The 15,256-nt window shown below is 68.6% G+C and carries 14 protein-coding genes; 6 read left to right on the top strand and 8 right to left on the bottom strand.

The window, feature by feature from the left end; genetic code table 11:
• The first annotated feature begins 9 nt into the window (after positions 1-9).
• The 3 genes from AACH06_RS08475 (at position 10) to AACH06_RS08465 (ending at position 3,139) form a co-directional block, all read left to right on the top strand.
• Positions 10-1,557 carry a hypothetical protein gene (locus AACH06_RS08475; protein WP_341425216.1) on the top strand — a complete coding sequence of 516 codons (1,548 nt, stop codon included), beginning with the start codon at positions 10-12 and terminating at the stop codon, positions 1,555-1,557.
• Positions 1,558-1,571: 14 nt separating this feature from the next.
• Positions 1,572-2,279, top strand: coding sequence for an N-acetylmuramate alpha-1-phosphate uridylyltransferase MurU (murU, locus tag AACH06_RS08470; protein WP_341425531.1), 708 nt, complete (start codon positions 1,572-1,574; stop codon positions 2,277-2,279).
• Positions 2,280-2,386: 107 nt separating this feature from the next.
• Positions 2,387-3,139, top strand: coding sequence for a class I SAM-dependent methyltransferase (locus tag AACH06_RS08465; RefSeq protein ID WP_341425215.1), 753 nt, complete (start codon positions 2,387-2,389; stop codon positions 3,137-3,139).
• A 35-nt stretch (positions 3,140-3,174) separates the two neighbouring features.
• Here AACH06_RS08465 and AACH06_RS08460 read toward each other — a convergent pair whose 3' ends face one another.
• From AACH06_RS08460 to AACH06_RS08450, 3 genes are all read right to left on the bottom strand, one after another.
• Positions 3,175-3,630 carry a GNAT family N-acetyltransferase gene (locus AACH06_RS08460; RefSeq protein WP_341425214.1) on the bottom strand — a complete coding sequence of 152 codons (456 nt, stop codon included), beginning with the start codon at positions 3,628-3,630 and terminating at the stop codon, positions 3,175-3,177.
• A 20-nt stretch (positions 3,631-3,650) separates the two neighbouring features.
• Positions 3,651-4,628: a potassium channel beta subunit family protein gene (locus tag AACH06_RS08455; RefSeq protein WP_341425530.1), complete on the bottom strand. Its 978-nt coding sequence runs from the start codon at positions 4,626-4,628 to the stop codon at positions 3,651-3,653.
• 140 nt (positions 4,629-4,768) lie between these two features.
• Positions 4,769-6,571, bottom strand: coding sequence for a glycoside hydrolase family 15 protein (locus AACH06_RS08450; RefSeq protein WP_341425213.1), 1,803 nt, complete (start codon positions 6,569-6,571; stop codon positions 4,769-4,771).
• A 110-nt stretch (positions 6,572-6,681) separates the two neighbouring features.
• Here AACH06_RS08450 and AACH06_RS08445 point away from each other — a divergent pair, with 110 nt between their 5' ends.
• The 3 genes from AACH06_RS08445 (at position 6,682) to AACH06_RS08435 (ending at position 10,338) form a co-directional block, all read left to right on the top strand.
• Positions 6,682-8,937: an alpha,alpha-trehalose-phosphate synthase (UDP-forming) gene (locus AACH06_RS08445; RefSeq protein WP_341425212.1), complete on the top strand. Its 2,256-nt coding sequence runs from the start codon at positions 6,682-6,684 to the stop codon at positions 8,935-8,937.
• A complete protein-coding gene (otsB, locus tag AACH06_RS08440; protein ID WP_341425211.1) occupies positions 8,915-9,709 on the top strand; it encodes a trehalose-phosphatase in 795 nt (264 codons plus the stop codon). The genes AACH06_RS08445 and otsB overlap by 23 nt, the downstream gene beginning before the upstream one ends.
• Positions 9,710-9,882: 173 nt before the next feature.
• Positions 9,883-10,338, top strand: coding sequence for a hypothetical protein (locus AACH06_RS08435; RefSeq protein WP_341425210.1), 456 nt, complete (start codon positions 9,883-9,885; stop codon positions 10,336-10,338).
• Positions 10,339-10,351: 13 nt separating this feature from the next.
• Here the strand turns inward: AACH06_RS08435 and AACH06_RS08430 are convergent, their stop codons facing one another.
• From AACH06_RS08430 to AACH06_RS08410, 5 genes are all read right to left on the bottom strand, one after another.
• On the bottom strand, positions 10,352-10,771 hold the full coding sequence (locus tag AACH06_RS08430) for a VOC family protein (RefSeq protein WP_341425209.1): 420 nt from the start codon (positions 10,769-10,771) through the stop codon (positions 10,352-10,354).
• 58 nt (positions 10,772-10,829) lie between these two features.
• Positions 10,830-11,582 carry a tetratricopeptide repeat protein gene (locus AACH06_RS08425; protein ID WP_341425208.1) on the bottom strand — a complete coding sequence of 251 codons (753 nt, stop codon included), beginning with the start codon at positions 11,580-11,582 and terminating at the stop codon, positions 10,830-10,832.
• Positions 11,583-11,802: 220 nt separating this feature from the next.
• Complete coding sequence (locus AACH06_RS08420) at positions 11,803-13,410, bottom strand: M48 family metalloprotease (RefSeq protein ID WP_341425207.1); 1,608 nt, start codon at positions 13,408-13,410, stop codon at positions 11,803-11,805.
• A 359-nt stretch (positions 13,411-13,769) separates the two neighbouring features.
• Positions 13,770-14,663, bottom strand: a complete 894-nt coding sequence (locus AACH06_RS08415) for a GNAT family N-acetyltransferase (RefSeq protein WP_341425206.1) — start codon at positions 14,661-14,663, stop codon at positions 13,770-13,772.
• A complete protein-coding gene (locus tag AACH06_RS08410) occupies positions 14,663-15,187 on the bottom strand; it encodes an O-acetyl-ADP-ribose deacetylase (protein ID WP_341425205.1) in 525 nt (174 codons plus the stop codon). The genes AACH06_RS08415 and AACH06_RS08410 overlap by 1 nt, the downstream gene beginning before the upstream one ends.
• Positions 15,188-15,256: the final 69 nt, after the last annotated feature.

Below are 15,256 nucleotides of genomic sequence, written 5' to 3'. Positions count from 1 at the left end.
AAGCTGTCGATGATTCGCCTCCCCATTTGCCTCCCGATTTGCCGCCCTTTTGACCGTCGGCCCCACGGCCCTTGCAACACCCGCCTCACCCAGGGCTCCCGGCGCGCACGCTGGGCCTCGGCGCTGGCGGCCGGCCTCGCGATCGCCAGCGCGCACGCTGGTGAAGTGGCGGTCGATTTCGACTTCGCGCAGGCGCGCGACTTCATCGGCTTCGGCACGCAGGTCTGGTTGCGCGGCGATCGCGGCGGTGGCGAGGCCGCCGGCGGCAAGATCGGGCCGAAGATGCGCCAGAAGCTGACGGCGCTGAACGCGGCGGCCGACAGCGACGAGGCCGGCACCCAGTTGCTCAAGGAGCTGAATGCCCGCTTTGTGCGGGTGTCGCTCATCCCCAAGCTGAGCTTCGACGAGCTGCGGCCGGGCATGAGCGTCGATCAATTGCTGGAGGTGCTGCAGCGCAACGACAACCCCGCGCAGCGCGACCGTCTGGCCGCCTTCAACCAGCGGATGAAGGCCCTGAACATCCAGCCGGTGCTGATTTTCTGGCGCATGCCCACCCCATGGGCCGAGGTGCGCAAGCAGAAGGCCGGCTCGAAGTCACAGGCGCATTTTGCGAAGAACGAGCACATTGCCGATTACGCCAACCTGCTCACCGCGCAGATGGTGTGGCTGCAGCGCCAGGGCGTGCAGGCGGTGGCCGTCGAGCTGACCAATGAGCCCCACGGCGCCTGGGACACCAAGTACGAGCGCGAGCAGTATGCGGCGCTGGTCCAGAGGACCCGTGCGGCGATGGATGCCCGCGGGCTGCAAAGCTGGGCCATCGCCGGCCCGGGAACCGGTATCCGCAACTTCGACCACTACATCGGCGGCTTGGTCAATGCCAGCGCGGCCAAATCGCTCGGCTTCATCAGTGCTCATTCCTACGTCACGCCGCAGGTGCTGGCCGATGCCGGCTCGCCGGGCATGGCCAGCTTCCTCGGGCGCGGCAAGTTCGGCCCGATCCTGGTCACCGAATTCGGCGTCAAGAAGCACAACGACGACGATGCCGAAGCGGCCAACGACCTGGATGTCGATTCGCCGGCCTATGCGGTGCAGGCGGCGGCCAGCGCCACCTTGCTGCTGGGCCAGGGGGCCAATGGCCTCATCTACTGGCAATTGCAGGACCACGGCTTCACCAAGAAAGAGCACGGCATGCTCTCTGAAGAGGGTGAGCGGCGGCCGGTGGCCTATGCGATGAAGGCGCTGTTCGGCAGCGTGCCGGTGGGCGCCAAGGTGGTCGGCAGCCGCAAGCTCAGCGCCGAGTTGCCCGCCGCCGCCTTGCAGGCCGAGGGCAAGACCTACGTGATGCTCGTCAACAACGGAGCCCAGGCGCAATCGGTGACGGCACGCCTTCAGGGTGCCAAGGCCTGCGGTGGCGTGGCGCGTGTCGATGCCTACAACGCCGGTGGCGCCGATGCCAAGGCGGCGGTGCGCAATGCCAGTGCCCAGTCGGGCGCCCAGGGTTGCACCTTGAAGGCTGAACTGCAGCCTGGCACCGTGGCCACGGTGGTGCTGCAGTGACCTCGGCCACCGGGATGCACGCGCCGCGCGCGATCATCCTGGCCGCGGGCCGGGGCGAGCGCATGCGGCCCTTGACCGACCACACTCCCAAGCCCCTGTTGGTGGTGCAAGGCCGGCCCCTGATCGAATGGCACCTCACGGCGCTCGCGACAGCCGGTGTTCGCGAGGTGGTCATCAACACCGCCTGGCTCGAAGACCAGTTTCCCTCGGTGCTTGGAGAGGGCAGCCGCTTTGGACTGACGCTGCGCTACTCGATGGAAGGTCGCGACCACGGCGGCGCACTCGAGACGGCGGGAGGCATCGCCAAGGCCCTGCCCTGGTTGGCGCCCGACGATGGGGCCGCGCCGTTCTGGGTGGTCTCGGGCGATGTGTTCGTGCCGGGGTTCGATTTCTCCGCGGCCGCGGTCGAAGAGATGCGCCAGCGACCCGAGCGGCTGGCAGAGTTGTGGATGGTGCCGAATGCACCGCACCACCCGCGCGGCGATTTCGGCATCAGCGCCGATGGACTCGCCCTGGCCGAGGCCGACGAGCGATTCACCTGGGCCAGCGTGGGCTTGTTCCGCGCCGCGATGTTCAGCGACATTCCCGTCGGAACGCGGATGCCGCTGCGGCCGCGGCTCGACGCGGCCATCGCCGAGCGCAGGCTCGGGGCGCGCCTGTGGCGTGGCGCCTGGACGGATGTCGGCACGCCCGAGCGCCTGGCGGCGCTGAATCGCGGCTGATTGACCACCCGACGGCCGCTCAAGCGACTTTCATTCGGCGATACGCGGCGCAAAATGCCCGCTGGCGCGCCAGTGCCACCGACATCCCCAAAGCCCAGAGAGGTCCGATGATCGCGAGCTTCTACGACGAACTGGCCCCGTTCTACCACCTGCTTTATGGCGACTGGGAAGCCGCCCTGGCCCACCAGGGCCGCGCGCTGGCCGGATTGCTGGCTCGCCACGGTGTCGGGCCGGGGGCACAGGTGCTGGACGCCGCATGCGGCATCGGCACGCAGACGCTGGGGCTGCTGACCTACGGCTACCGCGTCACCGCGTCCGACATCTCACCCGGCGCGGCGGGCCGGCTGCGCGAGGAGCTGGTTCACCGGCGGCTGCAAGCCGAGGTGCGTGTCGATGACCTGCGCACCCTGGCGCTGGCTGGCGACGCGAGCGTCGATGCGCTGATCGCCTGCGACAACAGCGTGCCCCACCTGCTCACCGAGGACGAGCTGCTGCAGGCCTTCCGCAGTGCGCACCGCTGCCTGAAGCCGGGCGGCCTCGTCGTGCTGTCCGTGCGCGACTACGCCGCCACGCCGCGGCAGAATCCGGACGTCCGGCCCTACGGCTTGCGTTACGAGAACGGCCAGCGCTTCCTGGCCACCCAGGTCTGGGAGTGGGATGGTGACCACCATTACGATCTGCGCATCTACCTCACCCGCGAATCGGCCGATGGCCACTGCGACACCCGGGTGCTGAGCGGCCGCTACCACGCGGTGACGATCGACCAGTTGATGACCCTGCTGCATGTGGCCGGCTTCACCCAGATGGAGCGGCACGACGACGTGCTGTTCCAGCCGGTGCTGCTGGCGCGCAAGCGCTGAGCCAGGGGGCGAGCTCCGGCCCTTGGGGCGCCCTCTCAGCGGGCAGGCGCCCGCAGGTGCGCGTCCGGCACCACGATTTCCATCAACCGTTCGGGATGCGCCAGTGGCGCGAATCCGAAGCCGGCGTACAGCCCATGGGCGTCCCGAGTCGCGAGCATGAAGCGCCGCAGGTGCTGCAGGCCTGGGTGCGACTGAATGGACTGCATCATCCACTTCGACAGCCCCTGACCCCGGTGGGCCTCCAGCACATAGACATCGCACAGGTAGGCGAAGGTCGCCTGGTCGGTCACCACGCGGGCATAGCCCACCTGCTCGTCACCCCGGTAGAGCCCGAAGCACAGCGAATTCGCCGCGGCCCGCTCGACCAGCTCACGCGAGATGCCGGGCGACCAGTAGCTGCGCGTGAGGTAGGCGTGGATGGCGTCGAAGTCCAGCCGCGCGGGGTCGGTGGAGACGGCATAGTCGCCTTGAGCGCGGGTGAAGGGGGGCATCGCTGCCGTGCCGAATGCCTTCAACCCGCCAGCGGCGAAGTGATCGCCTCGATGCGTTCGATGATGTCGGGCGTCAATCGGTCGGCCACCGCGAGCGCGCCGAGGTTGCTGTGCAGTTGCTCGACCTTGGACGCGCCGGTGATCACGCTGGAGACGTGCGGGTTCTTGGTGACCCAGGCGATGGCCAACTGGGCCAGGGTGGCGCCCAGGTCGCGCGCGATGGGGGCCAGTTCGGTGACGGCGGCATTCTTGGCGGCGTCGGTCAGCCCGTCGCGCAGGAAGCCCATGCTTTCCATCGCGCCGCGCGAGCCGGCCGGGATGCCGCTGGCGTACTTGCCGCTCAGCAGGCCCGAGGCGAGGGGGCTCCAGGTGGTCAGGCCGATGCCGATGTCGTCGTACAGGCGCGCGTATTCCTGCTCCACGCGCTGGCGGTGGAACAGGTGGTACTGCGGCTGCTCGACGACCGGCTTGTGCAGGTGGTGGCGATCCGCGAGGTCCCAGGCGGCGCGGATCTCCGCAGCGCTCCATTCGCTCGTGCCCCAGTACAGCGCCTTGCCCTGGGTGATCATGTCGCTCATCGCCCGCACCGTTTCCTCGATCGGCGTGTTCGGATCGGGCCGATGGCAGTAGACGATGTCGATGTGCTCCAGGCCGAAGCGGCGCAGCGATCCGTCGATCGCCTGCATCAGGTACTTGCGGTTCAGCGTGTTGCGGCGGTTGACCGTCACCGGATCGGGCAGGCCCCAGAAGAACTTGGTCGAGACGACGTAATTCAAGCGCGGCCAGTTCAGGCGCTTCAGTGCCTGCCCCATCAGCTCTTCGCTGCGGCCACCGGCGTAGGCTTCGGCGTTGTCGAAGAAGTTGATGCCCGCCTCATGGGCCGCGGCCATCATCTCGACAGCGGCGTCCACGTTGACCTGGTTGTGGTACGTGACCCAGGACCCGAGCGACAACTCACTGACCTGGAGGCCGGATCGGCCGAGGCGGCGGTAACGCATGGGAAGTGCAGCGGATGTGGGCATGGGGGCTCCTCGTTGGGGTCGGCGTGAAGGACGAGGTTATCGCGCCTGTGTGGCAGGTGTGTGCCGTGGGGCCATGCGGCCCCAGCCGAAGGTCATCTCAAGCGCGCGCCAGGCCTTCAAACCGCATCCGCCCATGGCGCAGAGAGCTGCATCGCGCCGTTGATGATGCCCACCATCGAGTAGGTCTGAGGAAAGTTGCCCCACAGCTCGCCGGTCACCGGGTCGAGGTCTTCGGACAGCAGCCCGACATGGTTGCGGCGGGCCAGCAGCGCCTCGAAGGCCTCGCGAGCGGCTTCGCGACGGCCGGTGCGTGCCAGCGCATCGACGCGCCAGAAGGCGCACACGTTGAACGCCGTCTCGGGCCGGCCAAAGTCGTCGGGCGCCTCGTATCGGCGCATGAAGGGGCCGTCGCACAGCGTGCGTTCCATGGCGTCCACGGTGCTGATGAAGCGAGGGTCGCTGGCCGGCAGGAAGCCCACTTCGGCCATCAGCAGCACGCTGGCGTCCAGCTCCCGCCCACCGAAGCTTTCGACAAACGCTTGCCGCTCATCGCTCCAGGCTTCGGCCAGGATGCGCTGGCGGATCATGTCGGCGCGGTCTCGCCAGTGGCTCACGCGCTGCGGCAGTTGCAGCACCTGGGCGATCTTGGCCAGCCGATCGCAGGCGGCCCAGCACATCAAGGACGACGAGGTGTGGATGCGCGCGCGGGTGCGAAGCTCCCACATGCCGGCATCGGGCCGGTCGTGCAGCGCAAAGGCGCGCTCGCCCACCTGCTCCAGCTGCGCAAAGTCGTTGGCATCGGCGCGGCGGAACAGGCGGTGATCGTGGAACGCCTGTGACGAGCCCAGCACGATGTTGCCGTAGACGTCGTGCTGGAAGTGTTCGAAGGCCTGGTTGCCCACACGCACCGGGCCCATGCCACGGTAGCCCGGCATGGCCTTTTCGATGCGCTCGGTCAACTGGCGTTCGAGGTCGATGCCGTACAGCGGCTGCACATGCCCGTCTGACGACCGCACCACGTCGTGCATCCAGCGCAGGTAGTCTTCCATCGTGCCCACCTCGGACAGGCTGTTGAGCGCCCGCACGACGAAGAAGGCATCACGCAGCCAGCAGAAGCGGTAGTCCCAATTGCGACCGCTGTTCGGTGCCTCGGGAATGCTGGTGGTCATCGCAGCCACGATGGCGCCCGTCTCTTCGAACTGGCACAGCTTCAGCGTGATGGCGGCGCGAATCACCGCGTCCTGCCACTCCAACGGCACCGCCAGACGACGTGTCCATTGCTGCCAGTGCAGCATGGTTTGCTCCTCGAAGTCGCGCGCGGTCTGGTCGATGCCGCCCTCGAAGGTCTCGTCGGGCCCCAGGATCATGCTCACTGACGAATGCAGCGAGAACCACCGTTCGGCCGCGATGTAGGTCGGTGGCGCGCTCGTGTTCAACCGAAGCGTCTGGCCCGGCAGCACATAACGCAGATGATTGCTGCCACGCGTGAGCACGGGCGCGACCGTGCCCCACTCGCCACGCGGCCTGGCCACGATCCGGATGCGCGGATGCCCGTGCAGCGGCCGGATCCGTCGCACCAACTGGGCCGGCCGGAACATGCGGCCGTGGTGCCAGAAGCGCGGGCAGAAATCGGTGAGCTCGATGGCCTGGCCCTGGTCGTCATAGAGCCGTGTGCGGACGATCGCGGTGCCTGGCACATACGCCTGCTCGGCGCGCACCATGTTCTCGAGCTCGACAGACAGCCGTCCATCTTCGCGATCGCCCGAGGGCGCGCCCAGCAGCGCGTGGAACACCGGATCGCCATCGAAGCGCGGCATGCAGCACCAGACGATGTCGCCGGTGCGTTCAATGAGAGAACTGACGGCACAGTTTCCCGTCAGGGCCAAGTCGAGGGAGTTCTTCTTAGGATCGATATGCATTGACACAAACCCAAACGGTTAAATGGTGCGCACTGGCCTACCCTGGCCGATGCGAATCAAGTGAAGCAACCCGGGCACGCTGTTTGCCCCAACGGTTGCCGATGTTCACCATGAAAACTCTTCGTCTCCAATTGCGCTTTCTGGTTCCACTGCTGCTCACGCTGACAGTGGCGGCGCTCGTGGCCCTGCCCTTGATGGACAGGCTCACGCTACGCTGGTTTGCGCGCGATCTCAACACCCGCGACGCGTTGGTGGCCAACACCTTGTCGGATGCGATCAACGAAGCGCAGGCCGACGGGAAATCGTGGCGCATCCAGTCGCTCTTTGATCGGGCCGTGCAGGACGAGCGCCTGGTGGCCATCGCGTTGTGCGGCCCCGATGGTGAGATGCTTCGTCGCACCGAGGGCTACCCGAAGACGCTGGGCTGCACGCGGGCCCGAGAACTGTCCGACCAGACGGTGCCGCGGCTCTTGCTCGAATCGGGCTCGGTGCATGTGGGCGTGCAACCCTTGAAGGGCGATGACGTCGACGGTGCGAGCCTGGTGATGCTGCACGACATGAGCTTCATCGACAAACGCAGCCAGGACACTCGGCGCTACCTCGTCGGGTTCATCGTTCTGCTGGGCGTGGCGGTGGCGCTGATCACCGTGGTGGTCGCGCAGATCAGCTGGCGGGGATGGGTCTCCGGCATGCGAGGCATTCTGCGGGGCGAAGGCTTGCTCGTGCCACTGTTGCCGCCTCCTGAATTGCAACCATTCGCCAGCGAGGTGCGCGCGAGGCTGCGCGATCTGGAAGACGAATACCGGCGCGGCCTCGATCTGGTGACGGGCTGGAATCCCGAGCGATTGCGCTCGCTGCTGCTCACCCAGTTGCGCGGCGATCAGGTCATCGTCGTCTCGAACCGCGAGCCCTATTTGCATGAGCGGCTCGATGATGGGCAGGTCATCGTGCGTCGGCCAGCCAGCGGCCTCGTCACCGCGGTCGAGCCGGTGATGCGTGCCTGCTCCGGCACCTGGATCGCTCACGGCAGCGGCAGCGCCGACCGCGATTTCGTCGATGCGCACGACCGCATCGCGGTGCCGCCGGGCACCAATGAGTATTCGCTGCGGCGGGTCTGGCTGACGAAGGAAGAAGAAGAGGGTTACTACAACGGATTCGCCAACGAAGGCCTGTGGCCGTTGTGTCACGTGGCCCATGTGCGGCCCGTGTTTCGTGAATCCGATTGGGAGATGTACAAGCACGTCAACGAGCGCTTTGCCGACGCGGTGGCGGCTGAAGCCCGTGGCGACGACCCGGTGGTGCTGGTGCAGGACTACCACTTCGCCTTGCTGCCGGCGATGATCCGCGAACGCTTGCCCCGCGCGACGATTCTCACCTTCTGGCACATCCCTTGGCCGAACCCCGAGTCGTTCGGCATCTGCCCGTGGCGACGCGAAATTCTGCAAGGCATGCTGGGCAGCACGATCCTCGGCTTCCACACCCGCTTTCACTGCAAGAACTTCATCGAGACGGTCGATCGCAGCCTGGAGGCGCGCATCGAGCACGAGCACTCGACGATCTCGTTTCACGACAAGGAGACGCTGGTCGAGAGCTACCCGATCTCGATCGACTGGCCAGAGGGCGATCGAGGCTGGCCCTCGATCGAGGAATGCCGGCGCCGGGTCTTCGATCGCCTGGGCCTGGGCCCGTTCACCATCCTCGCGGTCGGGGTAGATCGCTTCGACTACACCAAAGGCATTCTCGAGCGCCTGCACGCGGTCGAGCGGCTGCTGGAGAAGTACCCCGACTGGGTCGGCAAGTTCGTGTTCGTGCAGGTCGCGGCCCCCACCCGAAGTGCGCTGGAAGAGTACCGGGCTTTTCAGCAGCGCATCCACAGCGTCACCGATCGCATCAACACGCGCTACGGCCAGCCGGGCTACCAGCCCGTTCGCCTGCTGGCCGAGCACCACGATCACGAGGCCGTGAACGAGCTGTTCCGGGCCGCTCACATCTGCGTGGTGACCAGCTTGCACGACGGGATGAACCTGGTCAGCAAGGAGTTCGTCGCCGCGCGTGACGACGAACAGGGCGTGCTGGTGCTCAGCCGCTTCGCGGGGGCGGCGCGGGAACTCTCCGAGGCCTTGATCGTCAACCCATACCACGTCGAGGAAACGGCCGATGCACTGCACCGCGCCGCCACCATGCCGGCGGCCGAGCAGCGTGAGCGCATGGCCAGCCTGCGCATGACGGTGCGTGAGAACAACGTGTTCCGCTGGGCCGGCCGCATGCTGGCTGACGCCGGCCGATATCGACTGCGCGAACGCATTGCCGCGCGGGTGCAACGACACACGAACAGCGAACCGGATGAAAAGACTCTTCACGCCTGACGGTGAAGCCGCGCTGCTGGAGACGATGCAGCGCCGACCTCTGCTGGCCTTTGACTTCGACGGCACGCTGGCGCCGATCGTGGCCCGCCCGGGCGACGCGCGCGTGCCCGCTCCAGTGGCCCACCGGCTGCAGCGGCTGGCCAGCCGCTTGCCGGTGGCGGTGGTGTCGGGCCGCCGCGTGCAGGATGTGCGGCCACGGCTTTTGTTCACACCCTGGCGCATCGTGGGCAACCACGGGGCCGAGGACGAGGCCGACGACCCGGCCACCGGCCAGTCGGCGGCACATGCGCGCGACCTGGCCTTCGCGCGCGAGCAGCTGCGGGCATCGGCCGACCGGTTGCGTGATGCGGGCGTGACGGTCGAAGACAAGGTCATGTCGTTCGCGCTGCACTACCGCCTCGCCAGCGACCGCGACCTGGCCCAGCAGGCGATTGCCGACCTGGTGCGAGCGCTGCCCACCTCGCTCGCCGTCTTTGGCGGCAAGATGGTCGTCAACATCGTCGCTGCGGGGGCGCGAGACAAGGCCGACGCGGTCGCGGCCCTGGTGGCGGCCAGCGGCGCGGGGGCGGCGGTGTTCGTCGGCGACGATGTGAACGATGAACCGGTCTTTGCCCGGCCCGAGCCCACCTGGTTCACCGTGCGCGTCGGTCACGACGATCCCTTGTCCCAGGCGCTGTATTTCCTGGACGGCCCGGCCGATTTGCCGCGGCTGCTCGATCGGATGCTCGAGGCCCTGCCGGGCTCGGTGATGGAGCCGGCGGCGGAGCCGTGACTTTCGGGGCCCACCCACTCCGCCGGGCTCGTCGAGGCGTTACTGAGGGTTACAGGTCGCGCCTTCAATCGCGACGGCATTGACCGCCGTGTGCGCCTGTCACACCGCTCTGTGGCCTCGACGCCAAGGCGGGGCGAGAGGCCGGTCGGCGGCTGCTATCTTGGCGGCCGACCATGAAGACCGCCCACCGCCATTTCCGCCCTGCTTCCTTGTTTCGCCTGCCCGCCCTGGTGGTGCCGGCCCGGCTCGCCACGCGGTGTGGACTGGTCGGGCTCTATGCCGGGCTTTTTGCCGGGCTTTTGGCCGGCAGCTCGCCCGCCATGGCCGGATGCGTCGACCTGCGAGGCGGCGAAATGCTGTTGAGCGCATCGGCGGGCTGTGTCGCCCAGATGCGGCAGGACCCGGCGGTGCGGCAGCAGGTGGCACGGCACATCGGCAACCAACTGGGCACGGGGCCTCTGGGCGTCGCGCAGGCCAATTCGGCCGGCGGGCGCGATACGGCCCGCGGCCACCAGCAGGGCCTGAGTCATCCGCTGGCCCGGCTGTCGTTGCTCAATGCCCAGAGCCGGTATCTCTGGTCGCTCAGCAACCCCGCGCCCACCTACTACGGGCAGACGCAGGCGCGCTGACGCAGCGGCCCGGTTACCAGCTGCCGACGTTGGGCATCGAGCTCCACGGCTCGGCTGGCGCCAGCGCTTCGCCCGCTTGCAGCAGCTCGATCGAGATCTGATCGGGCGAACGCACGAAGGCCATGCGGCCGTCGCGCGGCGGGCGGCTGATGGTCACGCCGTGGTCCATCAGCCGGCGGCAAGTCGCGTAGATGTCGGGCACCGCGTAGGCCACGTGTCCGAAATTGCGACCGCCGGTGTAGACCTCTGGGTCCCAGTTGTGGGTGAGCTCGATCTGGGCCGAGTGGTCGCCCGGCGCGGCGAGGAACACCAGCGTGTAGCGGCCCGCCGGCACGTCTTTGCGGGAGAGAAGCTCCAGCCCCAAGGCGTCGACATAGAAACGCAACGAGGCGTCGAGATCGGTCACGCGGACCATCGTGTGCAGATACTTCATCCGCGCAGTCTCGCAAAGCCGGCAAAGGCCTGCAATCGAGCGGGCTTCGGCGCCGGCATCAGCCCCGGCCGGCCGCGAAGGCGGCCCGCAGTCGCTGCAGCGTGGCGTGGTTGAGCTCGCGGGTGTGGCGGTTCCAGCGCGCCATCGACTGCTGGATCTCGGCGTCCAGCCGTTCGGCCAGCGGACGATCGCCGTTCGTCACGGCCCAGATCGCGTACTCTGCACGGGCCTCGAAGCTGCCGAATCGCTGCAGTGCGGAATCGAATTCCGCGCGGGCTTCCTCCTGCCGGCCCGCACCGGCCAGTGCGCGGCCCAGCGCGAGGGCGATCTCTTCGGCCCGGAAGTTCGCATCCTGCGTGCGGATGGCCTGCAACTGGCTCGCCGCCTGGCTGTGGCGACCGCTGGCCAGCCAGGCGCGTGCCGCGCCCCAGCGGATGTCCAGGTCGCTGGCGAAGGGGCCCTTCAGGCACGCTTCGTAGTTGGTGGCAGCTTCCTCTGCCTGGCCGGCCCCGAGCAGGGCGGCGGCCAGGCGCATCTGGTTTTGCGCGGTGGGGGTGTAGTCGAAGGCGGCGCGCGCCTCACGCAACTCGCGAGTCGGGTCGAGCGCCTTGGCGGCAATCGCCACGGCCTGCCTGGCGCCACGTTCCAGCCGCGAGTTGGGCAGGTAGATGGCCACGAAATACACGATGCTGCCGAGCACCGGGAACGAGAACAGGATGATCAGCCAGTACATCTGCTGGCCGGTGCGGATGACATGGATCGCAAAGAAGATGGCGATCAGGAAATGAAGGCCGAGGCCGACGAATGGCATGAGTGATCCCCCCTGGATGGGCCCCGATGGCGGGCCGGCGTGTCGGCGGCGAGACGGTGTCGCACCCTGCGGCGCTTGGCGCGCGGGGGTGACCGTGCTCGCCCGTCAGCTGCAGCCGCAAGCCTGAGGCGCGTGTTGTCGAAAGCGCTGATTGTCGATGCCAGGCCACCTGCCCGCCATCCGCCTGCCAGATACCAGGGGCCCTTGAACGTGGTGGTGGCTACTTCAAGCGCAGCTCGGGCTGTCGCTCCAGCAGGCGCGCTAGGGACACCGGCGATACGCCGCCCTGCCCGAGACACTCCACCTGCCCGACGGCCGCTGGCGTGATCACGCGGGCCAGCAGGGGGCTGTAAGCCATGGCGCAGGCGGCCGCGTCGTGTGAGGCTTCCTCGCTCAAACTCAGGCACAAGGTGACGATCGGGTAGCGTCGCGCGCCCGGCGCGTCGATGGTCTGTTGCAGCCAGAAGGCCTCCAGCACCGCCGGGTCGGCTGCCAGCGCCTGCCGCAATGCGCCGGTGCGCCAGGCGGCGGCTTGCACCGGATGCGCTTCGGCCCAGCCGGCTTCAGCCGCGCGGGCCTTGGCGTGGTTGCGGCGCTCGCGTGCGTCGGCCAGCGATTCGCGCACCTGCGCGCTGCGGGGCGCCCGGCCGGGCATGGGCTCGAGCAAGCGCAGACAGGCGGGGGCCTCCAGCCCGGCGCTGTGGCGCGCGGCGGCTTGCAGCCACCAGGTCGCCTCGGCGGCGTCACTGGCCTGCCAGGCCACACCACGCCAGTAGGCATGAAGCGGGGGCGCTGCGTCGGGTGTCAGGTCGTCGTCCGGCGGCAGCGGCAGCGTCAAGCCCAATGTGTGCGCGCATTCCCAGACGGTGTCGAGGTCGTCTGCACGGACGCGCGCCAGCTCGGCACTGCAGGCCTCGCGCCAGCAGGCTTCGGTGTGCCAGGCACGCGCGTTCTCGGCTCGCCAGCAAAGGCGCTCAAAGCGAAGCCGCTCCGCCCAGCCCGCCTCGCCCCACCAGCGCGGGCCGGCGGCCTCGTCGGTGGGAATCGCGGGCAGTTCGGCCGGCGCCGGCCAATGCAAGGCGTCGATGCGGTCTTGAGCCGAAGGGTGGGCGCCCCGCGACCTCGCCTGTCGGGCGTGGCGCTCGCTGTCCAGCCGCAGGGCATCCGCCAGCTCGCCGACGCCGACGGCGGCACCCAGGCCCGGCGCCGCGTCATGCCAGGGGGCTTCGGGGAGCGGCCCGTCACCAAAGACCGGCGCCGGTTTCGCCGAGGCCACCGCCAGCCGCAACAAGGCTTCCCCCAGCGCACCGGCGGACGTGACCTTGGCGGCCCAGGCGTCGGCTTCGAATTCGGCGCGCGCGGCGGCGGCACCAGCCGCCTGGCCCAGCCAAGGCCCGAAGCCATGGGCGCTGCGGCTGGAAAACCATGCCGATGCCGCGGAGGCACCCAGCCATCGCCGGCCCACCTGGGCCGCCCACGACCACCAGTAGCCAAACCAGCCGAAGTGCTGCGAGAAGTGCGCCATCTCGTGCGCGATGACGGCCTGCATCTGCACCACCGTGAGCCCCGCCAACAGCGGAAGGCCGACCGCCAGCGTGCGCTGGCGCCGCCAGGGGCGCCGGAGTTCAGGGTGTTCCATGGCGGCGGCGCCAGGGCCGCTGATGACCAGGATGCGGTCAACGGGCTGCATGCGCAGCCGGGCGGCGAGTTCGTCCAGGGTGGCCCACAGGGCAGGCGCCTCATCGCGCCCCACCTCGTGACCGTGCAGCGAGGACAAGGCGTCCATCAGCCGCCAGCCTCGCAACGGCGCTGCCGCCCAGGCTGACATGGCAGCGGGCGGCTGACAGTGGGTGGCGGCCAAGCGCCGCCGTCGTCGCCAAACGGCATCAAGACATCCCCTGCTCTTGTTCGTGTGGCGCAGCATCATGCGTGCGTCCGATCGCAGTATCGGCACTATTGTTCACCGATGCAGCCGGTTTCGTGTGCCGCCAGATCGAAACAGGGGGATGTCAGGGCCACGTCAGCGCCGCGTCATTCATGAGCCATCCCGGTGCATGGTGCACGGCGCACGGTGCTGGGTGTTGGGTGCATGGTCAGTGTGGCGGACCTGTCACGCTGCAAGCGCCCGCCGGTGCTTGGGTGGGCCGAGGCCCGGCGCCGCACCCGAAACCGTCGGGTGTGCCCGGGTCAGACTGGCCGCTGCATCAGCCACTGGTGCAGCGGCAAAGGCTGGAACCCGATCCGGACGAGCGCGTCGCCCCCGAGATCGGGGCGGTGAAGCTGAGGCGCCCGCATGGGGCGATCGGGAAAGCGCGCCACCAAGGCCTCGGCCAGCGCCTGGGCGCCTTCCAGCTGGGGATCGTGGTCGACCAGGCTGTGCAGCGTGAGGGTGCCACCTTCCGCCGGTTCGCTGAACACCAGCTGCGCTTGCGCGCACTGCCAGGCCTGCATCGGCACGGTGGAGGCCTGGGCTTGCAGCACCGGTGATGTCACCTGCAGTGGCAGATTGTCGATGCGTGTCTGGGCATCGTCCAGCCATCGCCAGGCGGCCTTCAGCGGCACCGCTTGCACCACTGAGGTCAGGCCAACGTTCTGCAATCGGGCGGGCGTGCCGGAGGGCGAGCGCTCGTAGCCCCACAGCGGGTGCACGATCTCGAAGCCGCGGCTTCGGTACAAGCGAACGGCGCGCTCATTGGCCGCGAACACCTCCAGCTCCAGCGCGTGCATGCCAGCTTGCCGGCTGCGCTCGATGAAGTCGTCGAGCAGTCGCTGCCCGGCACCGCTGCCGCGCGCGGCCGGCCTTGCGCCCATCGTGCCCAGCCGCCAGCGTCCGAGCGCGGCCCGAGGCGCCACCAGCGCGAACGCCGCCAGCGACCCGCCCGAAAAAGCACCTCGGCTGAGCGACAGATCGATGCCCTGTCGCGCCAGAAAGCCCGGCCATTGCGACAGCGTCAGCGTGAAGGGGCCGATCAGATAGTCGGCGAACGCCTCGGTGAAGGCCGCATGCCATTGGGCTGTCCATGCGGCCGACGACTCGGCATCGGCCGCCCGCAGGCACAGTGCATCTGACGAGTCAGACATCAATCGCCGTCCCGCCGCAGCAAGCTTTGATAGACCGCGAGATCGGCCTCGGAGAAGCAGCAGAAGATCACTTCGGCGATCGAGGCCGGGTCGTTCTCTGTGAGCACCTGGCGCACCGTGGCGACCGCCAGCTCGGCCGCCGGTTCGAGCGGGTAGCCGTAGATGCCCGTGCTGATGCAGGGAAACGCGATCTGCCGCGCCTGCTCGCGCAGGGCCAGCTGCAGTGAGCGCGCATAGCAAGAGGCCAGCAGCGCCGCTTCGCCATGACCGCCGCCGCGCCACACCGGCCCCACCGTGTGCACCACCCAGCGCGCCGGCAGGCGAAAGCCTGGGGTGATCTTCGCCTCGCCGGTCTTGCAGCCACCCAGCAGACGGCACGCCGCGACCAGGTCGGGCCCCGCCGCGCGGTGGATCGCGCCGTCGACACCGCCGCCGCCCAGCAACGAGCTGTTCGCTGCGTTGACGATCACGTCCACCTCCAGCCGGGTGATGTCGCCGCGCAGCGCGCGAAGTGGAGCGTTCATGCGAGGGAGTATCACCCGCCCCGTTGCGTTGGCCCAAGGCGCCGAATCTGTGCGCCGACCCTGTGCGCC

Origin of the sequence: Ideonella lacteola (assembly GCF_038066555.1) — a bacterium.
GTDB lineage: Bacteria > Pseudomonadota > Gammaproteobacteria > Burkholderiales > Burkholderiaceae_C > Ideonella > Ideonella lacteola.
Note: the sequence above shows the minus strand (reverse complement) of the source record. Positions and strands in the feature narration are given on the sequence as shown.

Coding starts and splice junctions, on each gene's coding strand:
- AACH06_RS08410 (WP_341425205.1), bottom strand. CDS start 15,187: ATGAACGCTCCACTTCGCGCGCTGCGCGGCGACATCACCCGGCTGGAG.
- AACH06_RS08465 (WP_341425215.1), top strand. CDS start 2,387: ATGATCGCGAGCTTCTACGACGAACTGGCCCCGTTCTACCACCTGCTT.
- AACH06_RS08435 (WP_341425210.1), top strand. CDS start 9,883: ATGAAGACCGCCCACCGCCATTTCCGCCCTGCTTCCTTGTTTCGCCTG.
- AACH06_RS08460 (WP_341425214.1), bottom strand. CDS start 3,630: ATGCCCCCCTTCACCCGCGCTCAAGGCGACTATGCCGTCTCCACCGAC.
- otsB (WP_341425211.1), top strand. CDS start 8,915: ATGAAAAGACTCTTCACGCCTGACGGTGAAGCCGCGCTGCTGGAGACG.
- AACH06_RS08415 (WP_341425206.1), bottom strand. CDS start 14,663: ATGTCTGACTCGTCAGATGCACTGTGCCTGCGGGCGGCCGATGCCGAG.
- AACH06_RS08455 (WP_341425530.1), bottom strand. CDS start 4,628: ATGCGTTACCGCCGCCTCGGCCGATCCGGCCTCCAGGTCAGTGAGTTG.
- AACH06_RS08430 (WP_341425209.1), bottom strand. CDS start 10,771: ATGAAGTATCTGCACACGATGGTCCGCGTGACCGATCTCGACGCCTCG.
- AACH06_RS08420 (WP_341425207.1), bottom strand. CDS start 13,410: ATGTCAGCCTGGGCGGCAGCGCCGTTGCGAGGCTGGCGGCTGATGGAC.
- AACH06_RS08425 (WP_341425208.1), bottom strand. CDS start 11,582: ATGCCATTCGTCGGCCTCGGCCTTCATTTCCTGATCGCCATCTTCTTT.
- AACH06_RS08475 (WP_341425216.1), top strand. CDS start 10: ATGATTCGCCTCCCCATTTGCCTCCCGATTTGCCGCCCTTTTGACCGT.
- AACH06_RS08445 (WP_341425212.1), top strand. CDS start 6,682: ATGAAAACTCTTCGTCTCCAATTGCGCTTTCTGGTTCCACTGCTGCTC.
- murU (WP_341425531.1), top strand. CDS start 1,572: ATGCACGCGCCGCGCGCGATCATCCTGGCCGCGGGCCGGGGCGAGCGC.
- AACH06_RS08450 (WP_341425213.1), bottom strand. CDS start 6,571: ATGCATATCGATCCTAAGAAGAACTCCCTCGACTTGGCCCTGACGGGA.